26 protein-coding genes and 1 pseudogene are annotated in these 24,078 nt (G+C 66.7%); 21 read left to right on the top strand and 6 right to left on the bottom strand.

The genetic code is table 11. From position 1 onward, the window contains the following. Nucleotides 1-53: 53 nt before the first annotated feature. Nucleotides 54-1,310: an O-antigen ligase family protein gene (locus QFZ42_RS24155; protein WP_307703400.1), complete on the top strand. Its 1,257-nt coding sequence runs from the start codon at nt 54-56 to the stop codon at nt 1,308-1,310. Nucleotides 1,311-1,338: 28 nt separating this feature from the next. Here QFZ42_RS24155 and QFZ42_RS24160 read toward each other — a convergent pair whose 3' ends face one another. Together QFZ42_RS24160 and QFZ42_RS24165 are read right to left on the bottom strand one after the other, a co-directional pair. Next, nucleotides 1,339-1,548 carry a zinc-finger domain-containing protein gene (locus QFZ42_RS24160; RefSeq protein ID WP_307703401.1) on the bottom strand — a complete coding sequence of 70 codons (210 nt, stop codon included), beginning with the start codon at nt 1,546-1,548 and terminating at the stop codon, nt 1,339-1,341. An 8-nt stretch (nt 1,549-1,556) separates the two neighbouring features. Next, on the bottom strand, nt 1,557-2,507 hold the full coding sequence (locus QFZ42_RS24165) for a branched-chain amino acid transaminase (protein ID WP_307703402.1): 951 nt from the start codon (nt 2,505-2,507) through the stop codon (nt 1,557-1,559). 132 nt (nt 2,508-2,639) lie between these two features. Here QFZ42_RS24165 and QFZ42_RS24170 point away from each other — a divergent pair, with 132 nt between their 5' ends. Next, nucleotides 2,640-3,638 carry a recombination-associated protein RdgC gene (locus QFZ42_RS24170; protein WP_307703403.1) on the top strand — a complete coding sequence of 333 codons (999 nt, stop codon included), beginning with the start codon at nt 2,640-2,642 and terminating at the stop codon, nt 3,636-3,638. 30 nt (nt 3,639-3,668) lie between these two features. Here QFZ42_RS24170 and QFZ42_RS24175 read toward each other — a convergent pair whose 3' ends face one another. Next, entirely contained in the window at nt 3,669-4,151 is a 483-nt protein-coding gene (locus QFZ42_RS24175; protein ID WP_307703404.1) for a glycerate kinase, read from the bottom strand. 180 nt (nt 4,152-4,331) lie between these two features. Here QFZ42_RS24175 and QFZ42_RS24180 point away from each other — a divergent pair, with 180 nt between their 5' ends. Next, on the top strand, nt 4,332-4,787 hold the full coding sequence (locus QFZ42_RS24180) for a hypothetical protein (RefSeq protein WP_307703405.1): 456 nt from the start codon (nt 4,332-4,334) through the stop codon (nt 4,785-4,787). A 54-nt stretch (nt 4,788-4,841) separates the two neighbouring features. On the opposite strand, the gene radA is transcribed toward QFZ42_RS24180, so the two are convergent. Further along, complete coding sequence (gene radA / locus QFZ42_RS24185; RefSeq protein ID WP_307703406.1) at nt 4,842-6,233, bottom strand: DNA repair protein RadA; 1,392 nt, start codon at nt 6,231-6,233, stop codon at nt 4,842-4,844. Nucleotides 6,234-6,332: 99 nt separating this feature from the next. Here radA and hpaR point away from each other — a divergent pair, with 99 nt between their 5' ends. The 15 genes and pseudogenes from hpaR to QFZ42_RS24260 all read left to right on the top strand — a co-directional run bounded on the left by hpaR (nt 6,333) and on the right by QFZ42_RS24260 (nt 19,454). Further along, a complete protein-coding gene (gene hpaR / locus QFZ42_RS24190; protein WP_307703407.1) occupies nt 6,333-6,767 on the top strand; it encodes a homoprotocatechuate degradation operon regulator HpaR in 435 nt (144 codons plus the stop codon). Next, complete coding sequence (locus QFZ42_RS24195; protein ID WP_307703408.1) at nt 6,764-7,405, top strand: fumarylacetoacetate hydrolase family protein; 642 nt, start codon at nt 6,764-6,766, stop codon at nt 7,403-7,405. Before hpaR ends, QFZ42_RS24195 begins: the two co-directional genes overlap by 4 nt. Then, a complete protein-coding gene (locus tag QFZ42_RS24200; protein ID WP_307703409.1) occupies nt 7,402-8,172 on the top strand; it encodes a fumarylacetoacetate hydrolase family protein in 771 nt (256 codons plus the stop codon). Before QFZ42_RS24195 ends, QFZ42_RS24200 begins: the two co-directional genes overlap by 4 nt. A gap of 44 nt (nt 8,173-8,216) precedes the next feature. Beyond that, complete coding sequence (locus tag QFZ42_RS24205; protein ID WP_307703410.1) at nt 8,217-9,200, top strand: Bug family tripartite tricarboxylate transporter substrate binding protein; 984 nt, start codon at nt 8,217-8,219, stop codon at nt 9,198-9,200. Between the two features lie 12 nt (nt 9,201-9,212). After that, nucleotides 9,213-10,676 (top strand): 5-carboxymethyl-2-hydroxymuconate semialdehyde dehydrogenase, encoded by a 1,464-nt coding sequence (gene hpaE, locus QFZ42_RS24210; protein ID WP_307703411.1) that lies wholly within the window; start codon nt 9,213-9,215, stop codon nt 10,674-10,676. Between the two features lie 327 nt (nt 10,677-11,003). Further along, nucleotides 11,004-11,339, top strand: a complete 336-nt coding sequence (locus QFZ42_RS24215) for an aromatic ring-opening dioxygenase subunit LigA (RefSeq protein ID WP_307703412.1) — start codon at nt 11,004-11,006, stop codon at nt 11,337-11,339. After that, on the top strand, nt 11,336-12,163 hold the full coding sequence (locus QFZ42_RS24220) for an extradiol ring-cleavage dioxygenase (RefSeq protein ID WP_307703413.1): 828 nt from the start codon (nt 11,336-11,338) through the stop codon (nt 12,161-12,163). The genes QFZ42_RS24215 and QFZ42_RS24220 overlap by 4 nt, the downstream gene beginning before the upstream one ends. Nucleotides 12,164-12,178: 15 nt before the next feature. Continuing rightward, nucleotides 12,179-12,583 (top strand): 5-carboxymethyl-2-hydroxymuconate isomerase, encoded by a 405-nt coding sequence (locus QFZ42_RS24225; RefSeq protein WP_307703414.1) that lies wholly within the window; start codon nt 12,179-12,181, stop codon nt 12,581-12,583. A 4-nt stretch (nt 12,584-12,587) separates the two neighbouring features. Continuing rightward, on the top strand, nt 12,588-13,391 hold the full coding sequence (gene hpaH / locus QFZ42_RS24230; RefSeq protein ID WP_307703415.1) for a 2-oxo-hept-4-ene-1,7-dioate hydratase: 804 nt from the start codon (nt 12,588-12,590) through the stop codon (nt 13,389-13,391). 10 nt (nt 13,392-13,401) lie between these two features. Beyond that, a complete protein-coding gene (locus QFZ42_RS24235) occupies nt 13,402-14,223 on the top strand; it encodes an HpcH/HpaI aldolase/citrate lyase family protein (protein ID WP_307703416.1) in 822 nt (273 codons plus the stop codon). Nucleotides 14,224-14,265: 42 nt separating this feature from the next. Further along, a pseudogene (locus QFZ42_RS24240) lies at nt 14,266-14,740 on the top strand (nuclear transport factor 2 family protein). Between the two features lie 4 nt (nt 14,741-14,744). Then, on the top strand, nt 14,745-16,502 hold the full coding sequence (ilvD, locus tag QFZ42_RS24245; protein WP_307703418.1) for a dihydroxy-acid dehydratase: 1,758 nt from the start codon (nt 14,745-14,747) through the stop codon (nt 16,500-16,502). 35 nt (nt 16,503-16,537) lie between these two features. Continuing rightward, a complete protein-coding gene (locus tag QFZ42_RS24250; RefSeq protein WP_307703419.1) occupies nt 16,538-17,527 on the top strand; it encodes a Bug family tripartite tricarboxylate transporter substrate binding protein in 990 nt (329 codons plus the stop codon). Between the two features lie 141 nt (nt 17,528-17,668). Next, nucleotides 17,669-18,463, top strand: coding sequence for a class II aldolase/adducin family protein (locus QFZ42_RS24255; protein ID WP_307703420.1), 795 nt, complete (start codon nt 17,669-17,671; stop codon nt 18,461-18,463). A gap of 13 nt (nt 18,464-18,476) precedes the next feature. Further along, entirely contained in the window at nt 18,477-19,454 is a 978-nt protein-coding gene (locus tag QFZ42_RS24260; RefSeq protein WP_307703421.1) for a 2-dehydropantoate 2-reductase, read from the top strand. 9 nt (nt 19,455-19,463) lie between these two features. Here QFZ42_RS24260 and alr read toward each other — a convergent pair whose 3' ends face one another. Further along, on the bottom strand, nt 19,464-20,561 hold the full coding sequence (gene alr / locus QFZ42_RS24265) for an alanine racemase (protein WP_307703422.1): 1,098 nt from the start codon (nt 20,559-20,561) through the stop codon (nt 19,464-19,466). A gap of 171 nt (nt 20,562-20,732) precedes the next feature. Here alr and lplT point away from each other — a divergent pair, with 171 nt between their 5' ends. From lplT to QFZ42_RS24280, 3 genes are all read left to right on the top strand, one after another. After that, nucleotides 20,733-22,037, top strand: a complete 1,305-nt coding sequence (gene lplT / locus QFZ42_RS24270; protein WP_307703423.1) for a lysophospholipid transporter LplT — start codon at nt 20,733-20,735, stop codon at nt 22,035-22,037. Nucleotides 22,038-22,175: 138 nt separating this feature from the next. Beyond that, complete coding sequence (locus tag QFZ42_RS24275) at nt 22,176-23,066, top strand: DMT family transporter (RefSeq protein WP_307703424.1); 891 nt, start codon at nt 22,176-22,178, stop codon at nt 23,064-23,066. An 8-nt stretch (nt 23,067-23,074) separates the two neighbouring features. Next, nucleotides 23,075-23,563: a glutathione peroxidase gene (locus QFZ42_RS24280; RefSeq protein ID WP_307703425.1), complete on the top strand. Its 489-nt coding sequence runs from the start codon at nt 23,075-23,077 to the stop codon at nt 23,561-23,563. Nucleotides 23,564-23,570: 7 nt separating this feature from the next. Here the strand turns inward: QFZ42_RS24280 and QFZ42_RS24285 are convergent, their stop codons facing one another. Beyond that, entirely contained in the window at nt 23,571-24,008 is a 438-nt protein-coding gene (locus QFZ42_RS24285) for a carboxypeptidase regulatory-like domain-containing protein (RefSeq protein WP_307703426.1), read from the bottom strand. Nucleotides 24,009-24,078 lie beyond the last annotated feature (70 nt).

Raw genomic sequence — 24,078 nt, forward strand, 5'->3', positions numbered from 1 at the left:
GCGGGCCGGCAGTCAGGTTGGGCCGCCGCGGCCGCACCTAAAATCCCGCCCCTATGCAGAGATCGCACATCGTCAGGCCCGCGGCCATGTTCTGGGGGCTGGTGGTGTTCATGCCCGTCGGCGTCACCTACCTTTCGGCCCTGCTGTTGCTCGCGACCATGGGGCTCGCCGGCGGGTACCGCGAGCGCTACGCGCGGCTGCGCGCCAACCCGCTGTGGTGGCCGCTGGTGGCGTACCTGGCCTGGACTTTCATCGTGCTGGCCGTCGGGCCGCACTACCCGGAAACGGGCTCGAACCTGTTCCATGGCCTGCGCATCGGCATCACGATACTGATGGCGCTGGCCCTCTCGCGCGAGGAAGCGATCTGGGCGCTGCGCGGCTTCCTGCTGATCGCGGCGCTGAATATCGTGCTGATCGTGGCCTTCTACGCCATCGGTTTTCCGATCTGGTCGCCGCTGCGCGCGGTGATGATGGAAGTCGGCAACAAGTCGATCAGCAACGCGCTGCTGTTCAGCGTGGTGGCCTCCACGGCCGCCGTGTGGGGCATTGCGCAGATCGCCGCGCACAGGCCGCTGCGCGCCATGCCGGCCTTCGTGCTGGTGCTCGGCCTGGGTCTGGTGGTGGCGCTGCCGCTGACTTCGCGCACCTCGGTGCTCGCGCTGATGCTGGTGATTCCGGTGATGTGCATCCACCAGTGGCGCAATCACCTGAAGATGCTCGTCAGCGCGCTGGTGCTGGGCGCCGTGGTGCTGGGTGCCGCGCTCTACCAGTTGCCGCAGCTCCAGCACAAGGTCGAGACCGGCGTGCAGGAAATCGAAGAGGCGCAGGCCGGTGCCATCTTCAAGGGCAGCTGGGTCATCCGCTACTACATGTACCGCGACACCGGCCTCATGATCGCCGACCGCCCGCTCATGGGCTGGGGCATCGGCGGCTGGACCGAGCAGTGGCACAAGCGCGGCCCGGCGCTCTTCGCCGAGTCGAACATGCCGCACAACGACTTCCTTTGGGTCGGCGCGCAGGGCGGGCTGCCGGCCTTGCTGAGCCTGCTGGTCATCATGGTTGGCGCGGTCTGGCAGGCATGGAAGCGGCCAGACATCGCGGGCCGCTACGCATTGGCCGCCACGCTGATCGCGTTGATCGCGTCGAGCGTGAACTCGGCCATGCGCGATGCGCAGATCGGCCTGGCGCTGCTGTGGATTGCGATGGTCTACCTGCGGCTCGCGCTAGAAACGCAGGATGCGCAGCCCTGGCGCGATCTGTGGCCGGGGCGCCGCATCGCAGCGGAACCCGGGGCTCCCGCTGCCGGCTAGCCGGCGGCGGCTGCCGCGAACCGCCAAATCAGTGCCGCGACGACACCGTCTCGCCCGCCTTCAGGCGGTAGACGGTGCCGCAGTACGGGCACTTGGCCTCGCCGGTGCGCGCCACATCGAGGTACACCTTCGGGTGGGTGTCCCAAAGCTTCATGTCCGCCTTGGGGCTGGGGCAGAACACGCCGCCCTGGTGGTTGAGCTCCTTGGCCAGGAGTTCGACGACTGCGTTGGTAGGCATGGGTTCTTTCAGACTTTCGTGAGCCAGTGGGCGTACTTGGGGTTCTTGCCGTTCACGATGTCGAAGAAGGCCGACTGGATCTTCTCGGTGACCGGGCCGCGCGAGCCGCCGTCGCCGCGGTTGCCGATCTCGATGCGGTCGAGCTCGCGGATGGGCGTCACTTCGGCGGCGGTGCCGGTGAAGAAGGCTTCGTCGGCAATGTAGACCTCGTCGCGCGTGATGCGCTTTTGCACCAGCTCGAGCCCCAAGTCCTTGCAGATGTGCAGGATCGTGTTGCGCGTGATGCCGTTGAGCGCGCCGGCCGACAGGTCGGGCGTGTAGACCACGCCGCCCTTCACCACGAAGATGTTCTCGCCCGCGCCTTCGGAGACGAAGCCGCTCGCGTCGAGCAGCAGCGCTTCGTCGTAGCCGTCGTCCAGCGCTTCCATGTTGGCGAGGATGGAGTTGGTGTAGTTGCTCACCGACTTGGCCTGCGTCATCGTGATGTTGACGTGGTGGCGGGTGTAGCTCGAGGTCTTCACGCGGATGCCGCGGCGCATGCCCTCTTCGCCCAGGTAGGCGCCCCAGGACCAGGCCGCGACCATGGCGTGGATCTTGTTGCCCTTGGGGCTCACGCCGAGCTTTTCGGAGCCGATCCAGATCAGCGGGCGCAGGTAGCAGCTTTCGAGCTTGTTCTCGCGCACCACCTGCTTCTGGGCTTCGTTCAGCTGTTCGTGCGTGAACGGGATCTTCATGCGCAGGATCTTGGCGCTGTTGAACAGGCGCTCGGTGTGCTCGGCCAGGCGGAAGATGGCCGTGCCTTCCGCCGTCTTGTAGGCGCGCACGCCCTCGAAGGCGCCGCAACCGTAGTGCAGCGTGTGGCTCAGCACGTGGATCTTGGCGTCGCGCCAGTCCACGAGTTCGCCGTCCATCCATATCTTGCCGTCACGGTCGTCCAGCGAGGGGGGGATCGAGCTCATTTCCTGATTCCTTTGGGGGCAGCTGTGTGGGGAGCGACCCGGGAGTCGCAAAAGCTTTCGATTTTACGGCGCCCGGCGGAACGGGGTGCCCGACAATGGCGGGTTGTCCAAACCAGTGGAAAAAGGGTTTCCGTGTCCGTATTCAAGAACGTCATCGTCTATCGCATCGAACCTGCCTGGTCCCAAACATTGACCGAGATCGAAGAAGGCCTCGGCAAGCAGCGCTTCGAGCCCTGCGGCCCTTCGCAGGAAAAGTCCGCCGGCTGGGCAGAGCCGCGCGGCGAGGCCAACGGCCCGCTGGTCGAGTCCGTCGGCGGCCAGTGGCTGGTCGAATACATGGTCGAGAGCAAGCAGGTGCCCGGCTCCGTGGTGCGCCGCAAGCTCGACGAGCGCTGCGCGCAGATCGAAACCACCACCGGCCGCAAGCCCGGCAAGAAGGAAAAGAAAGAGCTCAAGGAGGACATCACTCTCGAGCTGCTGCCAATGGCCTTCACCCGCAGCGCCCGCGTGGCCGTGTGGATCGACCAGGCCGAACGCCGCCTGGTGATCAACAGCGCAAATGCCGCCCGCGCCGACGAAGTGGTGACCAGCCTCGTGAAATCGCTCGACGGTTTTGCCGTGGCACTCATCAACACGCAGGTCGAACCCGCCGCCGCGATGGCCAACTGGCTGCTCACGCAGGAGCCGCCGGCCGGCTTCACCATCGACCGCGAGTGCGAGCTCAAGGCCTCGGACGATTCCAAGGCCGTGGTGCGCTACGCCAAGCATCCGCTCGACATCGAGGAAGTGCAGAAGCACATCACCGACGGCAAGCGCCCCACGCGCCTGGCGCTCACCTGGGACGACCGCGTGTCGTTCGAGCTGACGCACGGCATGCTGATCCGCAAGATCGTGTTCCTCGAGGGCACGGGCGACGGCGCCTCGGGCGGCAAGAAGGAAGACAACTTCGACGCCGATGTGGCCATTGCCACCGGTGAACTCGGCCAGTTGGTGCCGGCGCTGCTCGACGCGCTGGGCGGCGAGGCGGCCTTCAGCGGCGCGCCGACCGATGCAGCCCCCAAGGCTGCTGCGGAGCCGCCCACGACCACCACCCCGGCAGACGCCGAGGTCGAGGAAGACGCGCCGTTCTGACCTGACGGCCCGTCGGCGGCTCTCGGCGGCTCAGCCCGCCGTGTTTTCTTCGGACGGCGGAGCAGCGTTGTCGGGCTCCGCCTCGGGGCGCGTCAACGTCCAGCTCTGCAGCTTGCCGCCGTTGAACACGGCGTCGACGTACGAGCCGCCCGTATCGGTCCAGCGGTAGAGCTCGGGCTGCTCGTCCTGCGGTGAGCGCAGCTCGCCGAGGGCGCGCGTCATCGCGATCACGTGCATCAGCGTCACGCCCTTCTTGAGCTTGGCGTTGAGCATCACTGCGCTCGCGACATAGCCGACCGGGCGATCGGTGGCCCGCTTGAGCACCTGCATGGTCCGGTTGAAGTGCATCAGCAGGAACATCACGATCACGCCGCCCGCCAGGGCGACGCCGCCCCATCCGCCGCTGCGCCAAGCCAGCCCGAGAAGGACGATGGCGCCCACGGGCACCAGCAATTTCTGGAAATTCATGGCCGCATTGTCGCTGCGCAGCGGCTCGCGCCCCGTCGGCGTCATTCGAAAGTACGCATGTGGATAGCGCCCGCTTTCTTGCCCCACCGGCAACACAGGCGGCAGTAGCGGCCGTGGCTACCGCCGGGCGCGCAGCGCGGTACTCGCCGTGAAAAGCACGCGGCACGGTGGCACCAGGCGGCACATTTCATCTCACGGGCATCAGCCCGGGCCACTGAAAAGCGTATGAGCATTCCGCGATCCGTCACCTTCGTTCGTCTCTCCCTTTGCGCCGCACTCACGGCCACCGCACTCAGCGGTTGCTACGTGGTGCCGCTCGGACAACCCGCTCCCGCGGCGCCGCCTTCGCAGGCCTATGCCGTGGCACCGGGCCCGGTGGCGCAGAGCTTCAGCGCGCGGCTGTATCCGTCGAACGCCGAAGCGGCGCGCTACGGAACCGTTGCGGGCACGGTGACCAACGACATGAACGGACGCGGGCACTTCAATGCGCAGATCGGCAATGAGCAGTTTCAGGGAGAGGCGACCCGGGTTGCGGGCTCGCGAGGTGCCGGCCTGGCGAACGCCAGCGGCAATCGCGGCGGCAATCTGAGTTGCCAGTACACGATGAACTCGGCCACGTTGGGCAGCGGCCAATGCGTGCTCAACGGCGGACCGGCGTTCACGATGCACATCGGGGGGTAGGGAGGGTGGCCCGGCGCGCCTGTGGTGCGCCGGGCATTTTTTCCCGGTAATCGATCAATCGAGGCGGCGGACCACGTCCATCGCCTCTTCGATGCGTTCGACGGCATGGATGGTCAGGCCTTCGATCTCTTTCGTACCCTTGCGCGGCGCATTCGCCTTGGGCACCACGGCCACGCTGAAGCCCAGCTTGGCCGCTTCGCGCAGGCGCTCTTGCCCGCGCGGCGCAGGGCGCACTTCGCCCGCCAGGCCCACTTCGCCGAACGCGATGAAGCCCTTGGGCAGCGGCTTGCCGCGCAGGCTCGAGGTAATGGCCAGCATCACGGCCAGGTCGGCCGCGGGCTCGCTGATGCGAACGCCGCCCACCGCGTTGACGAACACGTCCTGGTCCATGCAGGCCACGCCCGCATGGCGGTGCAGCACGGCCAGCAACATGGCGAGCCGGTCGCGGTCTAGGCCGACCGACAGGCGGCGCGGGCTCGGTCCGCCGTTGTCGACCAGCGCCTGGATCTCCACCAGCATCGGCCGCGTGCCCTCGAGCGTGACCAGCACCACGCTGCCAGGCACCGGCTCCGCGTGCTGGCTCAGGAAGATCGCGCTCGGGTTGGTCACGCCCTTGAGGCCGCGTTCGGTCATGGCGAACACGCCGATCTCGTTCACGGCGCCGAAGCGGTTCTTGATGGCGCGCACGAGACGGAAGCTCGAATGCGTGTCGCCCTCGAAATACAGCACCGTGTCCACCATGTGCTCGAGCACGCGCGGGCCCGCGAGCGCGCCCTCTTTCGTGACGTGGCCGACCAGCACCACGGCCGTGCCGCTGGTCTTGGCAAAGCGCGTGAGATGCGCCGCGCATTCGCGCACCTGCGCCACCGAGCCTGGCGCGGAGGTGAGCTGGTCGGAGTACACCGTCTGGATCGAATCGATCACCGCAATGGCCGGCCGCGTGGCGTCGAGCGTGGCGATGATCTTTTCGAGCTGGATCTCGGCCAGCACCTGCACCTGCGAATGATCGAGCCCCAAGCGCTTGGAGCGCAGCGCCACCTGCGCGCCGCTTTCCTCGCCCGTGACGTAGAGCGCGTTCTGCCCCGCGCGCTGCAGCGCATCGACCGCCTGCAGCAGCAGCGTCGACTTGCCGATGCCGGGGTCGCCGCCAATCAGCGTGACGCCGCCCGAGACGATGCCGCCGCCGAGCACGCGGTCGAGTTCGTCGAGCCCGGTAGGCGTGCGCGCGACGTCGGTCGCTTCAATTTCCGACAGGGTTGCGAGCTCCGACACGCCCGCGAGCGCGGCGTACTGCGTGCCGAAGCGGTTATTGGCCGGCCCGCTATTGCTGCCCGCCGCTTGCTCGATGAGTGTGTTCCAGGCGCCGCAGCTCGGGCATTTGCCGAGCCACTTGGGGCTGGTGCCGCCGCATTCACTGCAGACGAAGAGAGTTTTGTCCTTGGCCATGCGGGGAGTTTAGGGGTCCGCACAAACCCTGATGGCGAACGGATTGGAAAGTGCCGACAATTCATTTAACATGTTAAGTAATTTCGAAAGAGACATGCCTTGAGCACGACATTCACTCACCGCAATTTGCCGCGCCTGCTGCTGCAGGCCCGCGAAGCCGTGATGGCCCACACCCGGCCCAGCCTGCGCGAGCACGCGCTGTCCGACCAGCAATGGCGCGTGCTGCGCGTGCTCGGCGAACACGGCGCGGTCGAAACAGGCCACGTCGCGCGAGAGGCCTTCATCCTCGGCCCCAGCCTGACTGGCGTGCTCGCGCGCATGGAGCGCGACAAGCTCATCACGCGCAGCCGCGACCCCGCAGACCAACGCCGCACCGTGGTCGAGGCCACGCCGCACGGCATGAAGCTCGTGAAGCGCCTGTCGACCAGCATCGAGGCGCACTACGAGTGGATGGAAAAGTCGCTCGGCAAGGCCAAGCTCACCCAGCTCTACGGGCTGCTCGACCAACTCATCGCACTGGAGCAACCCTCATGAGCAGCACCGCCGCGCACTACCTTCCGGTCGGCACCGTGTACGGCACGCTGCTGAACTTCCGCGCCGAAGTGGAAGCGCTCGCGCCGCGGATGACGCAGCCGCCGTACAAGGCTGCGCCGAAAGCGCCGGTGCTCTATGTGAAGACCGCCAACACGTGGAGCCCGCACGGCAGCGCGATCACCGTGCCTGCATCGGTGCCCGAAGTGGAGATCGGCGCGAGCATCGGCATGGTGATCGGCGCCGAGGGCGACGTGGAAGGCTTCGTGCTGATGAACGACCTCTCGATTCCGCATGCGAGCTTCTTCCGCCCGCCTGTCAAGTTCAAATGCGTCGACGGCTTTCTCGGCATCGGCCCGGCGCTGCGCGATGCGCAGGAGGTGGCCGACCCGGCGAACTTTCGCGTCGAGGTGCGCATCAACGGCGCGCTCAAGCAGTCGATCGACTTTTCGCAGCTCGTGCGGCCGGCACAGCAACTGCTCGCGGATGTGGGCGAATTCATGACGCTCGCGCACGGCGACGTACTGCTGCTGGGCTGCGACGCCGGCCGGCCGCTGGCGCGCGCGGGCGACCGCATCGAAATTTCCTCACCGGGCTTCGAGACATTGACCAATACGCTGGTGCAGGAGACCGCCGCATGAAGCACGCACGCGTCATCTACGAAGGCCGCGAACACACCGGCATCGCGCACGAATTCGGCGGACTGCCTCACGCAGCCGTGCGCCTGGACGACGGCCGCATCGTGCCGCAAGAACAGCTCACCTGGCTGCCCCCGCTCGCGCCCACCGCGCGGCCGCGCACCATCCTCGCGCTCGGCCTCAACTACGCCGACCACGCCAAAGAACTCGAGTTCAAGGCGCCAGAGGAACCGCTGGTGTTCGTCAAGGGACAAAGCACGCTCATCGGCCACCGCCAGCACACGCACCGCCCGACGGGCGTGCAGTTCATGCATTACGAATGCGAGCTCGCCATCGTGATCGGCAAGACCGCGAAGAACGTGAAGCGGGGCGACGCCTACGACTTCATCGGCGGCTACACCGTGGCCAACGACTACGCGATTCGCGACTATCTCGAGAACTGGTACCGCCCCAACCTGCGCGTGAAGAACCGCGACACCTGCACGCCGCTGGGCCCGTGGTTCGTCGATGCGGCCGATGTGCCCGACCCCATGGCGCTCGCCCTCAAGACCACGGTCAACGGCACGGTCACGCAGCAGGGCAGCACGCGCGACATGATCTTCGACGCCCCGTTCCTCATCGAATATTTCAGCGGCTTCATGACGCTGTCGCCCGGCGACCTGATCCTGACGGGCACGCCCGACGGGGTGGTCGATTGCAAGCCGGGCGACGTGGTGGTGACCGAGATCGAGCGCATCGGGACGCTGGTCAACACCATTGCCGGCACCTAGCGCCGCACTGCTTTCCCATACCAACGACAAAAGAGACAAACCCCATGACGACCAGGAACAGACTCGGGCTCGCCGCGGCCCTGGTGGCCTTCGCCGCCGCGACCATCGCGCCCCATGCGCAGGCGCAGGCCTTCCCCGCCAGGCCCGTGCGCTGGGTGGTGGGCTATCCCGCGGGCGGCGGCACCGACTTTCTCGCGCGCACCGCCGGCGCGCAGCTCTCGCAGCAGCTGGGCCAGCCGGTGCTGGTGGACAACCGCCCCGGGGCGGGCGCCATCATCGCGTCGGAGAACGTGGCGCGCTCGCCCGGCGACGGCTACACCGTGTTTTCGGCCGACAACGGCGTGCTGGTCTACAACCCCGCGCTCTACAAGAAGCTGCCCTACGACGCCGAAAAAGACTTCGCCATGGTGGGCATGATGGGCCGCTCGACGCTCGTGATCACCGCCGCGCCCAACGCCGGCCTGGCCGACGCCAAGGCGCTGATCGCCGCACTGAAGGCGTCGCCGGGCAAATACAGCATTGCCACGCCGGGCACCGGCAGCCCGCATCACCTGGCCCTGGAACTCTTCCAGCGCGAAGCCGGCGTGTCGATGCTGCACGTGCCCTACAAGGGCGGCGCACCTGCGTTGCAAGACCTGATGGGCGGGCAGGTACCGCTGATGATGCTCGACTTGCCCAGCGGCGTGAGCGCGGTCAAGGCCGGCAAGGTGGTGCCGCTCGTGACCATGGGCGCCGAGCGCATTCCGCAGTTGCCCAATGTTCCGACCGCGAAGGAACTGGGCTACGCGGGCGTCGAGGCCTATACATGGCAAGGGCTCGTGGTGCCGGCCGCCACGCCGAAGGACGTGCAGGCCCGGCTCGGCGCCGACCTGCAGAAGACCATGGCCGACGCCGGCGTGCGCCAGAAGCTCTTCGACGCGGGCTGGGAAGCACGCCCCGCCGACGGCGCCGAGATGACGCGCTTCGTCGATGCGGAACGCAAGAAATGGCATGCCTTGATCAAGGCGCGCGACATCAAACTCGACTGAACCGGAAATTCCATGCAGCAGATCCATCACCTCATCGGCGGCAAGTCCGTCGCGGGCACCGACTACTTCGAGACCGTCAATCCCGCCACGCAGGAGGTGCTGGCCGAGGTCGCCTCGGGCGGCGAAGCCGAGGTGAACGCGGCCGTGGCCGCCGCCAAGGAAGCCTTTCCGAAGTGGGCCGGCCTGCCCGCCGCCGAACGCGCAAAGCTGATCCGCAAGCTCGGCGACCTCATCGCGAAGCATGTGCCCGAAATCGCCCAGACCGAAACCGACGACTGTGGCCAGGTCATCGCGCAAACCGGCAAGCAGCTGATTCCGCGCGCGGCCGACAACTTCTACTATTTCGCCGAGATGTGCACGCGCGTCGACGGCCACACCTATCCCACGCCCACGCACCTGAACTACACGCTGTTCCACCCGGTGGGCGTGTGCGCGCTCATCAGCCCGTGGAACGTGCCGTTCATGACGGCCACCTGGAAGGTCGCGCCATGCCTGGCCTTCGGCAACACGGCGGTGCTGAAGATGAGCGAGCTCTCGCCGCTCACGGCTGCGCGGCTGGGGGAACTCGCGCTCGAAGCCGGCATTCCGCCCGGCGTGCTGAACCTGGTGCACGGCTACGGCAAGGAAGCCGGCGAGCCGCTGGTGGCGCACCCGGACGTGCGCGCGATCTCGTTCACCGGCTCCACCGCCACGGGCAACCGCATCGTGAAGAGCGCGGGCCTGAAGAAGTTCAGCATGGAGCTGGGCGGCAAGAGCCCGTTCGTGATCTTCGAAGACGCCGACCTCGACCGCGCGCTGGACGCGGCGGTATTCATGATCTTCAGCAACAACGGCGAGCGCTGCACGGCCGGCTCGCGCATCCTGGTGCAGCAGTCGATCTACGCCGACTTTGCAGCCAAGTTCGCCGAGCGCGCCAAGCGCATCGTGGTGGGCGACCCGCTCGACGAGAAGACCATCGTCGGCCCGATGATTTCGCAGGCCCACCTGGCCAAGGTGCGCAGCTATATCGAGCTCGGTCCGAAGGAAGGCGCGACGCTGTTGTGCGGTGGCCTCGAGGTACCGGGCAACTTGCCGGACCGTGTGAAGAAGGGCAACTATGTGATGCCCACGGTCTTCGCCGGTGTCGACAACCGCATGCGGATTGCGCAAGAAGAAATCTTCGGCCCGGTCGCTTGCCTGATTCCGTTCAAGGACGAGGCCGATGCGATCCGCCTGGCCAACGACATCCAGTACGGCCTCAGCAGCTACGTGTGGACCGAAAACATCGGCCGCGCGCACCGCGTGGCGGCCGCGGTGGAGGCGGGCATGTGCTTCGTCAACAGCCAGAACGTGCGCGACCTGCGCCAGCCCTTCGGCGGTACCAAGGCCTCGGGGACGGGGCGCGAAGGCGGCACCTGGAGCTACGAAGTGTTCTGCGAGCCGAAGAACGTTGCGGTGTCGATGGGGTCGCACCATATTCCGCATTGGGGTGTGTGAGATGAGTGCCCGCTTTTCTGTTCAACGCGCTGTGGGTTCAGCGCTTTGTTCGTGGGGCGCTCCCGCCGACGGGGTACCTTGCTCCGCGAATGTCCTCCGGCCTGCGGCCTCCCCCTTGATTTCGCTGCGCAAGGCACCCCACCAGCGGGAGCGTTATTCAGAGCAGTCGTTGATCAGCGATACACCACGAACGTGTCCCAGTGCACAGGGCATCGGGTGCTCCCCGCAGCGAAATCAAGGAGGAGGCCGCAGGCCGGGGGACATTCGCGGAGGGGAGTACCCGGTGGCCTTTGCACGCGCCCTGAAAGAACACGCAAGGCCTTCGCAATGAGCCTCTACGCCATGCAGAAATTCCTGTTCACTCTCAACCGCGACACCGACGTGCAGCGCCGCTACGCAGAAGGCAGCGAGGCGCGCGCGGCTTTGCTCGCAGCCTATGATTTCAACGACGAAGAGCGTGAAGCCATCGACAAGGGCGACATCGGCAAGCTCTACGTGCTCGGCTGCAACGGACAGCTCCTGATGCACTTCGCGCCGCTGCTGGGCATCGTATGGGCCGACTACCTCGAAGCCATGCGCGAAGGCGTACGCAAATACGGTCCCGTGCGCGCGGGCATCTATGCCATGACAACCGGCACTGACGAAAAGGTGGCAGGCGTATGAGCCTTGTATTCGCAGGCGTTTGCAGCCACGCCCCTGGCATCACCGGCCGCGCCCATCTGGCCGATCCGGCGGTGAAGGATGAATTTCACGCGCAGTTTCACCGGTTCGGCGAAGCGATGCGCGCGACAAAACCCGATGCCGTGATCGTGGTCGCGGCCGAGCACTTCGCGAATTTTTTCATGAACAACATGCCGGCCTATGCCATCGGCATGGCCGACAGCTACGAGGGCCCGATCGAAGACCCGAAGTGGCTCGGCATCGAGAAACACACCATTCCCGGCGACGCCGCACTTTCGCAACGCCTGATCCGCGAGGTGATGCAGACGGTCGACGTGGCCTACGCAGAAGAATGGAAGTTCGACCACGGCATCATGGTGCCGCTCCACTTTCTCACGCCGAAGTTCGACACCAAGATCATCCCCGTGAACATCAACTGCCAGGGTCCGCCGCTCACGCCGCTACACCGCGCCTGGGCTTTTGGCGAGGCACTGCGCCGCGCCTGCGACAAGGTGCCCGAACGCATTGCGCTGGTGGGCACCGGGGGCATCTCGCACTGGCCGGCTACGCCCGATTCAGGCAAGGTCAACGCCGAGTGGGACGCGGAGTTCATGCGCCGCTGGTGCGCCAATGACCGTGAGGCGTTGCTTTCGCAGCCCGACTACAACGACGAAGCCACCTACCGCGAAGCGGGCCAGGGCGGCTTCGAGATTCGCACCTTTCTGAGCGTGGCTGCGGCCGCGCGGGGCAAGGGCGAGATCCTGCACATGAAGGCCATCCCCATTTTTGCGGTGACATGCACTGTCGCCATGATGTCCGTTGAGTAAGGAAGCAATCACGCCATGCCACACGTCACGATCCAGTACACCGCTAACCTCGATGCCGAAATTCCCATGGGTGACTTGTGCCGTGCGCTCGCAGCGACGCTCGTCTCGCAAAAGGACGCGCGGGGGCAATCGCTGTTTCCCGTTGGCGGAACCCGCGTGCTCGCGTATCCGGCGGCTCAGTACGCTGTAGCGGACGATGCAGACGACTACGCCTTCGTGTACGTGAATGTGCGCATTGCCGCTGGACGCAGCGACGAGGCGAAGAAGACGGCTGGCGACAATCTGCTGGCGGCAGTGAGATCGCATTTCGAACCGATCTTCGACAAGCGTCGCATCGGCATCACGCTGCAGATCGACGAAGGCCCGGGCCAGGTGTACGACGGCAAGCACAGCAACCTGCATCCCCTCTTCAACAAGTAACGCCATGCTCACTTCCGACACCATCGCCAGGCTCGCGGCCGAGCTGCACGAGAGCGAGAAGTCGCGCGTGCAGGTCGAGCATTTTTCCAAACGCTTTCCCGACATGACGGTGGAAGACGGCTACGCGATCTCGCGCGAATGGGTCAAGGCCAAGCTCGCCGAAGGCCGCACCGTGAAGGGCCACAAGATCGGCCTCACCTCGCGCGCCATGCAGTTATCCAGCCAGATCGACGAGCCCGACTACGGCACGCTGCTCGACGACATGTTCTTCGAGCAGGGAGGCGACATCCCGTTCACGCGCTTCATCGCGCCGCGCATCGAGGTGGAGCTGGCCTTCATCCTCGGCAAGAAGCTGCAGGGGCCGAACGTGACCATCTTCGACGTGCTGGCCGCCACCGACTACGTGGTGCCCGCCATCGAGATCATCGACGCGCGCATCGAACAGTTCGACCGCCACACGAAGGCGCCGCGCAAGGTGTTCGACACCATCGCCGACAACGCGGCCAATGCGGGCATCGTCATGGGCGGCCGTCCGGTCAAGCCCGACGCTGTCGACCTGCGCTGGGTGAGCGCGCTGCTCTACAAGAACGGCGTGATCGAGGAATCGGGCGTGGCCGCGGCCGTGCTCAACCACCCCGCCACCGGCGTGGCCTGGCTCGCGAACAAGCTCGCACCATGGGACGAATGCCTCGAGGCCGGCGAGGTGGTACTCGCGGGCTCGTTCACCCGGCCCACCACTGCCGTGCCCGGCGACACCTTCCATGCCGACTATGGCCCGCTCGGCAGCATCGCCTTCCGTTTTGTCTGAAAGACGCTCCATGCAAACACCGCTCAACACCTTCAAGCAGGCCATGCAGGCCGGCGAACAGAAAATCGGCCTCTGGGTCGGCCTGGCAGACGGCTATGTGGCCGAGATCCTCGCCGGCACCGGATTCGACTGGCTGCTGGTCGACGGCGAGCACGCGCCGAACGACGTGCGTTCGGTGCTCGCGCAATTGCAGGGCATCTCCAGCGCGTGGTCGGCACAGCCCGAGTCCGAACGCTCGCACCCGGTAGTGCGCGTTCCCGTGGGCGACACCACGCTGCTCAAGCAGTACCTGGACATCGGCGCGCAGACCATCCTGGTGCCGATGGTCGACACGGCCGAACAGGCCGCGCGCATGGTGCAGGGCATGCGCTATCCGCCCGAGGGCATCCGCGGCATGGGCAGCGCGCTGGCACGTGCCTCGCGCTGGCAGGCCTACTCCCAATACCTGCACGAAGCGAATGCGCAGACCTGCCTGCTGGTGCAGGCCGAGACCGTCGAGGCGATGAAGAACCTCGACGCCATCGCGGCCACGCCGGGCGTGGACGGCGTGTTCATCGGGCCGGCCGACCTGTCGGCGTCGATGGGCTTCGTCGGACAGCCGAACCACCCCGAAGTGCAGGCCATGATCGCCGACGCCATTGCGCGCATCCGCAAGGCCGGCAAGGCGCCGGGCATTCTCTCCACCACCGAAGAGCAGGCGCGCAAGTGGCTTGCGGCGGGCGCGCAGTTCGTGGCCGTGGGTGTGGACACGATTCTGCTCACGGCGGCGGCGAAGCAGTTGGCGTCGAGATACAAAAACGCCGCGAGCGCGGTGACGCCCAGCGGCTACTGATTGATTCGTTCTTCTTTCTCTTTCGCACCGGAGCACACCTGCATGCAACGCGTCACCCTTGCGGCCATTTCCATGGCCGCCACCCTGTTCCCTCGCCGCCTGTGCCCCCATGGGCGGCGGCAATTCGCGCGCCGCCACCGCCCAGCAGGAGACCAACCGCCAGACGGTACTCGCGTTCTACGAAAAGGGCCTCAACCAGAAGGACGCCGACGCGGCCCTGCAGTACGTGGGCAACCGCTACGTGCAGCACAACCCCACCGCGGCCGACGGGCCCGAGGGCTTTCGCAAGTTCGTCGCATTCCTGCGCGAGAAGTTTCCGAACTCGCGCAGCGAGATCAAGCGCAGCTTCGTCGAGGGTGACTACGTGATCCTGCACGTGAATGCGGTGCGCGAGCCGGGCACGCGCGGCAGCGCCATCGTCGACATCTTCAAGCTCGAGAACGGCAAGGTCGTCGAGCACTGGGACGTGGTGCAGCCGGTGCCGGAAACCGCCGCCAACAAGAACGGGATGTTCTGACACCATGATCGCGCCCGCCGATCCGCCCAAGCGCTTTCGCTCCGCCATCATCCGCGAAGGCACGATCCGCGCGACCACGCGCAGCTTCCTGCATGCGCTGGGCCAGGACGACGACGACATCACGCGCCCGCACATCGGCGTGTTCCACACCGGCGGCGAAATGAGCCCTTGCAACCTCAACCTGCGCGAGCAGGCGCAGCATGCCAAGACCGGCATCTACGCGGGCGGCGGCACGCCGCACGAGTGCCCGGTGGTGTCGGTCAGCGACGGGCTCACCATGGCGCATTCGGGCATGCGCTTCTCGCTGATCTCGCGCGAGCTGATTGCCGACAGCGTCGAGGCCTCGACGCGCGGCCACCAGTGGGACGGCATCTTCGCCATTGGCGCGTGCGACAAGAACCTGCCGGGTCTGATGATGGGCATGGTGCGCTGCAATGTGCCGAGCGTGTTCGTGCATGGCGGCTCGGCGCTGCCGGGACAGATGCCCGGACCACATCCTGACGTACGGGGCCGCGATCTCAACGTGGTCGACACCTACGAGACCATCGGCAAGGTGCTGGCCGGCACCGCCACGCACGAAGAGCTCGACGCGATGAGCCGTGCCTGCCTGCCCACGGCGGGGGCCTGCGCGGGCCAGTTCACGGCCAACACCATGGGCATGGTGTCCGAGGCGCTGGGCCTTGCGCCCATCGGCTCCAGCATGGTGCCAGCGGTGTTCAGCGAGCGGGCGCCGCTGATGCGCCGCGCCGCGAAAAACCTCATGAAGGCGGTGATGGGCAGTCTCGACGGATCCGCCCCGTTGCCGCGCGACATTGTGACGCGCAAGGCGCTCGAAAACGCCTGCGCCGTGGTGTCGGCCACGGGCGGGTCGACCAACGCCGCGCTGCACCTGCCGGCCATCGCGCACGAGGCCGGCATCAAGTTCCACCTGGACGATGTGGCCGAGATCTTCGCGCGCACGCCGCTCATTGCCGATCTACGCCCGGGCGGCCAGTACCTGGCGCGCGACGTGTTCTATATCGGCGGCGCAGGCGTCATTCTCCGCACGCTGATGGAACAGGGTTTCCTGCACGGCGACGCGCTCACCTTCACCGGCCGCACCATGGCCGAAGAGCTGGCCGATGCCGCCGCGCCCGACGGCCGCGTGGTGCGCGAAGCCGGCAACCCGATCACGCGCAACGGCGGGCTGGCCGTGCTCAAGGGCAATCTCTGTCCCGACGGCGCGCTGCTCAAGACCGCGGGCCTGCAGACGCTGGTACACCGCGGCCCGGCGCGTGTCTTCAACTCCGAGGAAGAAGCCCAGGCGGCGGTGCAGAACCGCCGCTACGAGCCCGGCGACGTGATCGTGATCCGCAACGAAGGCCCCAAGGGCAGTCCCGGCATGCGCGAGATGCTGGGCATCACCGCCCTGCTCTACGGCCAGGGCATGGGCGACAAGGTGGCGCTCCTGACCGACGGCCGCTTTTCCGGCGCGACGCGCGGCCTGTGCATCGGCTATGCGGGCCCGGAAGCAGCCGACGGCGGGCCGATTGCGGCGCTGCGCGACGGCGACATGGTGGCCATCGACGCGCGCGCCGAGGCGCGCAGCATTTCGGTGGAATTGACGTCGGAAGAAATCACGCGCCGGCTCTCCCGACGTGAGGTAAACGCGGGGGTCCCGCACCGCGGCTTGCTGGAAAAATATGCCCTCACCGTGCGCCCGGCCCATCAGGGCGCCGTAACCCATTCGGGCGCAGTCACCTGGCTGCGCGACGAGTCGTGAACCCGCAATCAACCACCAACACCCGGAGACAAACCATGACCTTCACCCGCCGCCACCTGCTGCAGACCACCGGCGCCTCGGCGCTGCTTGCCGGCCTGGGCCAGCACGCCTTTGCACAAGCCTCGATCGAAACCGCCACCATCGTCACCGGCTTTGCGGCCGGCGGCACCTCGGACACCACCTGCCGGCGCATTGCGCAGAAGCTCAGCCCCGACTACGCCAAGGCGGCCGTGGTGGAAAACCGCACCGGCGCGGGTGGCCAGATCGCCGTGAGCTACGTGAAGGGCCGGCCCGCCGACGGCACCACCATCCTGCAGACGCCCACCTCGATCCTCACGATCTATCCGCACATCTACAAGAAGCTGCCGTACGACCCGATGGTCGACCTCACGCCGGTCAGCATCGCCTGCATCTTCGACTTCGGCTTTGCCGTCGGCCCGGCGGTGCCCGCCAGCGTGAAGACGGTGCCCGAGTTCCTGGCCTGGGCCAAGGCCAACCCGGCCGGCGCCAACTTCGGTTCACCCGCCGCGGGCTCCACGCCGCACTTCATCGGTGCGCTGCTGGGCAAGAAGGGCGGCGCCGAGCTCAAGCATGCGGCCTACCGCGGCACGCAGCCGGCCATGCTCGACCTGCTGGGCGGCAACATCTCGGCCGTCTCGGGCCCCATCGGCGACATCACGCAGCACCTGGCCTCGGGCAAGGTGCGCATCCTGGGTGTTTCGGGTGCCAAGCGCAGCCGCTTCGCGCCCGACGTACCCACCTTCGGCGAACAGGGCATCAAGGACATGGCGCACAGCGAATGGTTCGCCTTCTTCCTGCCCGCCAAGGCTTCGCCGGAGCTGGTCGCCCGGCTGAATACCTCGATGAAGAACGCGCTGGCGCAGAAGGACGTGATCGACGGCCTCGGCACCTTCGGCCTGGAAGCCACGTCTTCCACGCCGGGCGAGCTGACCGACCTGCTCAAGAAAGACACCGCCAAGTGGGCGCCGATCGTCAAGGAAGTCGGCTTCACCGCCGAAGGCTAGCCCACCCCCGAAGCGGCTCACTGCGTGTAGTCGCCTCCCCCTCAAGGGGGCAACACCAGCGGCCCGGCAAAGCCGGTTCCACGGTGTTCCCCGCGAAGAGTTCGGGGACAAGACAAGCGTCATCTGAAAAAAGGAACTGCAATGAACACACTCGCCACCCGCGTGCCGCCGTCGGCACCGGTCCATCCCTCGATCCATCCGGACGAGCGCGCCGCGCGCGAGCAGCTCGCGGCTTGCTACCGCGTGTTCGCGATGCTCGGCTGGACCGAGATGATCTACAACCACATCACGGTGCGGCTGCCCGACAGCGTGACGGGAGGAGAGAAACAGTTCCTCATCAACCCTTTCGGCCTGCACTACAGCGAGGTCACGGCCGGCAACCTGGTGAAGATCGACCTGCAGGGCAAGGTGCTCGACGGTTCAACGTATCCGGTGAACCCGGCCGGCTTCACCGTGCATGCCGCCATTCACGACGGCCTGCCCGGCGCGCACTGCGTGATGCACACCCACACCACGGCCGGCGTGGCCGTGGCCTGTCTGCAGGGCGGCCTGCAGCAGACCAATTTCTATACCGCCCAGCTGCACGGCATGGTCGCTTACCACGACTTCGAAGGCATCACCATCCATGCCGACGAAGGCCCGCGCCTCCTCAAGAGCATCGGCAACCGCAACGCCGTGATCCTGCGCAACCATGGCCTGCTGGCCTGGGGGCAGACGCTGCCGCAGACCTTTGCGATTCTGTGGACCCTGCAGCGCGCCTGCGAGATCCAGATGGCGACGCTTTCGATGGGCGCCGCCATTCCGGTGAACGAAGAGATCGCGCAGCGCTGCACGCGCGATGCGCTGCAGTTCAGCCCCGAGCACGGCGCCGGGCAGGACGTGTTCGATGCGCTGGTGCGCCAGGTCGACCGCATCGACCCGAGCTACAGAAACTGAGGCGGCCTTTTTCATGAAGATATGCATCTACGGCGCCGGCGCGATCGGCGGATGGATCGGCGCCGGCCTCGCGCAGGCGGGTGAACGCCTCAACGTGGTGGCGCGCGGCGCCACGCTTGAGGCACTGCAGCAGGGCGGCCTCTCATTGATGCGCGGCGAGGTGCGCACACGCGTTCCGGTCAATGCAGTGGCCGACCCTGAATCCCTGGGCGTGCAAGACCTCGTGGTCATTGCCGTGAAGGCGCCCGCGCTGGCCGGCGTGGCCGAACGCATCGGCCCGCTGATCGGGCCCGACACCCTCGTGCTGGTGGCGATGAACGGCGTGCCGTGGTGGTTTCTCGAAGGCGGCTTCGGTGGCGAGATCACTGGCCACCGCCTGGCAGCCGTCGACCCCGACGGCGCGATTGCAAGGGCCATTCCGTCGCGCAACGTGATCGGCTGCGTGGTGCACGCGAGCTGCTCGCTCGATGCGCCGGGCGTGGTGCGGCATCACTTCGGCAACGGGCTGATCGTGGGCGAGCCTTCGGGCGAAGCCACGCCGCGCGTGCAGAAACTCGTCGAGCTGCTCAAACACGGCGGCTTCGACGCCACGCTGTCGCCGCAAATCCAGAAGGACGTGTGGTTCAAGCTCTGGGGCAACATGACGGTGAACCCGATCAGCGCGCTGACCGGCACCACCACCGACCTGATCATGGGCGACCCCTATGTGCGCGGCTTCATCTCGGCCGTGATGCTCGAAGCCAAGGAAATCGGCCGTCGCATCGGCATCGAGATCACGCAGAGCCCCGAAGACCGGCACGCGGTAACGATGAAGCTCGGCGCATTCAAGACCTCGATGCTGCAGGACGTGGAAGCCGGCCGCTCGGTGGAGCTGGATGCGCTGGTCACCGTGGTGCGCGAGCTCGGTGAACTCACGGCGGTCGCCACGCCGTTCACCGATGCGCTGCTGGGGTTGGCGCGGCTCCGGATGCGGCAGCTCGGGCTTTACTGAGCCGCCGCTTCAATTGTCGGCGGGAGCGAACGGCACGCGCAGCGCCACCGCGCACATGAGTTCGTAGCCGATGGTGCCGGCCGCCTGCGCCACCTCGTCGATGGGGAGCACGGCGCCGGTCACGGCCGAGCGGCCCCACAGCGTGACCTCGGCGCCGAACTTCGCGTCGGGCACGGGCGTGAGGTCGACGGTGATCATGTCCATGCTCACGCGGCCCACCATGCGTGTGCGCACGCCGTTCACCAGCACCGGCGTGCCGGTGTTGCAATGCCGCGGATACCCATCGGCATAGCCGACCGCCGCCACGCCGATGGTGAGCGGCCCGTCGGCCGTGAAGTTGGAGCCGTAGCCGATGGTGTCGCCGGCCTTCAGCTGCTGCACCGCGAGGAGCTTGGTCGACAACGTCATGGTGGGTTGCAGCTGCCAGTGCGCCGCGTCGTGCTGCGGAAAGTCGGGCGCGCTGCCGTACAGCACGATGCCGGGGCGCACCCAGTCGCCGCGGGTCTGTGAGGCATGCCGCAACGTGGCGGCGCTGTTCGCAATGGAGCGTTCGCCCGGCAGGTCGTGCGTGACGCGCTCGAACACTTCGAGCTGGTGCGCGATGCCGCGCGCCCCGTCGGCGTCGCTGAAATGCGTCATCAGCGAAATCTCGTCGACCTGCGGCAGCGCGTTGAGGCGCGTCCAGGCCGAACCGAAGCGTTCGGGCGTGTAGCCCAGGCGGTTCATACCGGAATTCATCTTGAGGAACACACGCTGCGGCTTGAGCGTCTTGTGGGCAGCGAGCATGTCGATCTGCTCGTCGCAATGCACCGTGTGCCAGAGATCGAGCCGCGAGCACAGTTCCAGGTCGCGTGCGTCGAACACGCCCTCGAGCAGCAGCACGGGGCCTCGCCAGCCGAGTGCGCGCACGCGCTCGGCTTCGGCCAGGTCGAGCAGCGCAAAGCCGTCGGCGCCGCGCAGGCCCTCATACACCCGCTCGATGCCATGGCCGTAGGCGTTGGCCTTGACCACGGCCCAGACGCGGGCATCGACCGCGGCGCGGCGCACCCGGTCGAGATTGTGGCGAAGTGCGGCAGTGTGGACGGTGGCGAGAATGGGACGCGGCATGGAAAACGTCGGATGTTGAATGGATGTGTTTTAGCATCTTCGCAGGCAAAGCCGTCCAGGGTGGCAACGCTGATTTCGCCGTCGTACCCCCATGCTATAACCGCCCATTCGCCCAAAAGACGCGACACTTTTTCACTACTGCCAGTACCCACCTGGCCAGCCAGCCCATCGATGAAGCGCGGTTTCTACACGATCATGTCGGCCCAGTTCTTTTCGTCGCTGGCCGACAACGCGATCTTCGTCGTGGCGGTCGAGCTCATGCGAAGCTCGGGGGCGGCCGAATGGCAGCGGGCGGCGCTGGTGCCGATCTTTGCCGTCTTCTACGTGGTGCTGGCGCCGCTGGTGGGCGCCTTCGCCGACGCCTTGCCCAAGGGGCGGGTGATGTTCATCAGCAACGCGATCAAGGTGATCGGCTGCCTGATGATGCTGTTCGGCTCGCACCCGCTCTTCTCGTACTCGATCGTGGGGCTCGGCGCCGCGGCCTATTCGCCGGCCAAGTACGGCATCCTGACCGAGCTGCTGCCGGCGTCCCAGCTGGTCAAGGCCAACGGCTGGATCGAAGGGCTCACGATCGCCTCGATCCTGCTGGGCATCGTGCTCGGCGGTTCGCTGGTGGGGCACGCGGTGTCCACGCAGCTACTGTCCTTCGACTTGCCACTGATCGACACCGGCATCGATTCGCCGGCCGAGGCGGCCATTGCAGTGCTGATCTTCGTCTATGCGCTCGCGGCCTGGTTCAACACGCGGATTCCGCATACCGGCGTCGAGATGCGGCCGCTGCGCACCAATCCGGCGCAAGGCCTCGCGCGCAACATGCTGGCGCTGCTGCCTGACTTCTGGCATTGCAACGCCCGCCTGTGGCGCGACAAGCTCGGACAGATCTCGCTGGCCACCACCACGCTTTTCTGGGGCGCCGGCGCCAACCTCAAGTACATCGTGCTGGCCTGGGCCGCGCTGGCGCTCAACTACAACACCACGCAGGCGACGGCGCTCACCGGCGTGGTCACCATCGGCATGGCGGTGGGCGCCATCGTGGCCTCGATGCGCATGCGCCTGGACATGGCCACGCGCGTGATTCCCATGGGCATTGCCATGGGCTTGCTGGTGATCAGCATGAACCTGATCGGCAACGTCTGGATCGCCGTGCCGTTCCTCATTCTGCTGGGCGGGCTGGGCGGCTTTCTGGTGGTGCCGATGAACGCGCTGCTGCAACACCGCGGCCACAACCTGATGGGCGCGGGCCGCTCGATTGCCGTGCAGAACTTCAACGAACAAGCCTGCATCCTGCTGCTTGGCGGCTTCTACAGCGCCTGCACCGGCCTGGGCCTGTCGGCCTTCGCGGCCATCGGCGCCTTCGGCGGCGTGGTGGCGGGCTGCATGTGGCTCATCCAGCGCTGGCATCATCACAACCTGCGCAAGTATCCCGAAGAAGTCGAGCACCTGCTCGCCATCGCCCGCAGCGACAAGCATCACTAGCCCCCGGTCGCTGCGGCCTTTTTTGCTTTCACCAGAAACCCCGCGGGACTGGCTTTTGCCGGGCCGCTGTGTTGCCCCCGGCAGGGGTTGGCGAAGCGGCACGAAGTGCGCGCAGCTTGGGGGCGAGCAACAATTTTCATGGCCGCACTTGCACTGATTTTTAATGCCTTTGTGTGGGGCGTTTCGTGGTTTCCGTTCCGGCACATCGAAAGCCACGGGCTGCATCCCGTGTGGACCACCTGCCTGATCTATGTGGCCATTTCACTGGCGATGGGTTTCTTTCGCCGGCACGCCTGGGGCGGCTTCGCGGCATTCCCGATGCTGGCGGCGCTGGGGCTTGCGGCGGGCTTCACCAACCTGGGCTTCAACTGGGCCGTGACACAGGGCGACGTCGTACGCGTGGTGCTGCTGTTCTACCTGATGCCGCTGTGGAGCGTGCTGCTGGGCTGGGCCGTACTGGGCGAGCGGCCCACGGCCGGCGCGCTCGCACGGGTGGCGCTGGCGCTCACCGGCGTGGTGGTGGTGCTCAAGGCGCCGGGCGTCGACTGGCCCGTGCCGTCGAGCCTGCCGGACTGGCTGGGCGTGGCGGCCGGGTTCAGCTTTGCCGTCACCAACATCCTGCTGCGCCATCTGCACAACGCACCCGGCGAATCGCGTGCGCTGGCGATGTTCTGCGGCTGCGCGCTGGTGTCCGGCATTGCGGCGGCCACCGGCACCCTGCTCGGCGCGTTTGCCTCGCCGCTCTCGGCCGCGCCGGGCTGGATCGGCTGGGCCGCATTGCTGGGCGTGGGCTTCGTCGCGGCCAATGTCTGCCTGCAGTACGGCGCGGCCCGGCTGGCGGCCAGCGCTACCGCGGTGATCATGCTGTCGGAGGTGCTGTTCGCCAGCGTGTCGTCGGTGGCGCTGGGCGCGGCCGACATGAGCCCGCGCATCCTGGCTGGCGGCGCGCTGATCGTGCTGGCGGCCGTTTGGTCGGCGTTTGCGCGAACGCCGTCAGCGCGCGATGATCGTCTTTCGTCTCCTACCTGAGGTACACCATGACCAGCATCTACGACTTCGAAGCCAAGCAGATCGACGGCAAGAACGTGAAGCTCTCGGCCTTTCGGGGCAAGGTGCTGCTGATCGTCAACACGGCCAGCCAATGCGGCTTCACGCCGCAGTTCGGGGGGCTCGAGGAGCTGCACAAGAAGTATGCCGGCCAGGGGCTCGTGGTGCTGGGGTTTCCTTCGAACCAGTTCGGCTCGCAAGACCCGGGCACCAACGAGGAAATCGGCGCGTTCTGCACCACCAACTACGGCGTGAGTTTTCCGATGATGGAGAAGATCGACGTCAACGGCAGCAACGCCGCGCCGCTTTACCAGTGGCTGACCAAGGAAAAGCCGGGCCTGCTGGGCAGCACCGCCATCAAGTGGAACTTCACCAAGTTCCTGGTCGGGCGCGACGGGCGGGTGCACAAGCGCTATGCGCCGCTCGACACGCCCGCTTCGCTCGCGCGCGATGTGGAGGCGGCGCTGGCCGCGGCCTGAGGCCCGTTCAAAAGCGGAAGCTGGCGGTCTTCGAACCGCCACCCACCGTCACCGCCTGGCTCTTCGCACCGCCGCCCGCCATCGCGGCATCGACGGTGTAGCGGCCCGCCGGCAGATCGACCAGGCAGACCGGCCCGTTGGCGCGCAATGCCAGCGAAGGCGCGCCGTCGGCGCCCTTGATCTCCACCTGGACATCCGCCAGATAGGCGCCGTCGGCGCGCGCGAAAAGCAATGCCAGCGGATGCTCCTTCATGGCGGCGCGCATGGCGTTGGATTCGTCCGAACCGATGCCGCCGCAGACATATCGCACCGCACCCTCGCCCTTCCATTGCGGCAGGGCCGAGGCGGCCTGTGCACCGGCGGCGCCGGCCACGCAGGCAAATGCGAAGCCCAGCAAGGCACGCCGCAGGCTCCTCAGGGCGATGAAAGCTTGAACGGAAGACATGAGGCTTGCTCCTTGGTAGATCGGTGCCTCGATGATGCGGCGCGAAAGTCTCCCGCGCGAGTCGGACCAA

The organism is Variovorax paradoxus (assembly GCF_030815855.1).
Lineage (GTDB): Bacteria > Pseudomonadota > Gammaproteobacteria > Burkholderiales > Burkholderiaceae_C > Variovorax > Variovorax paradoxus_M.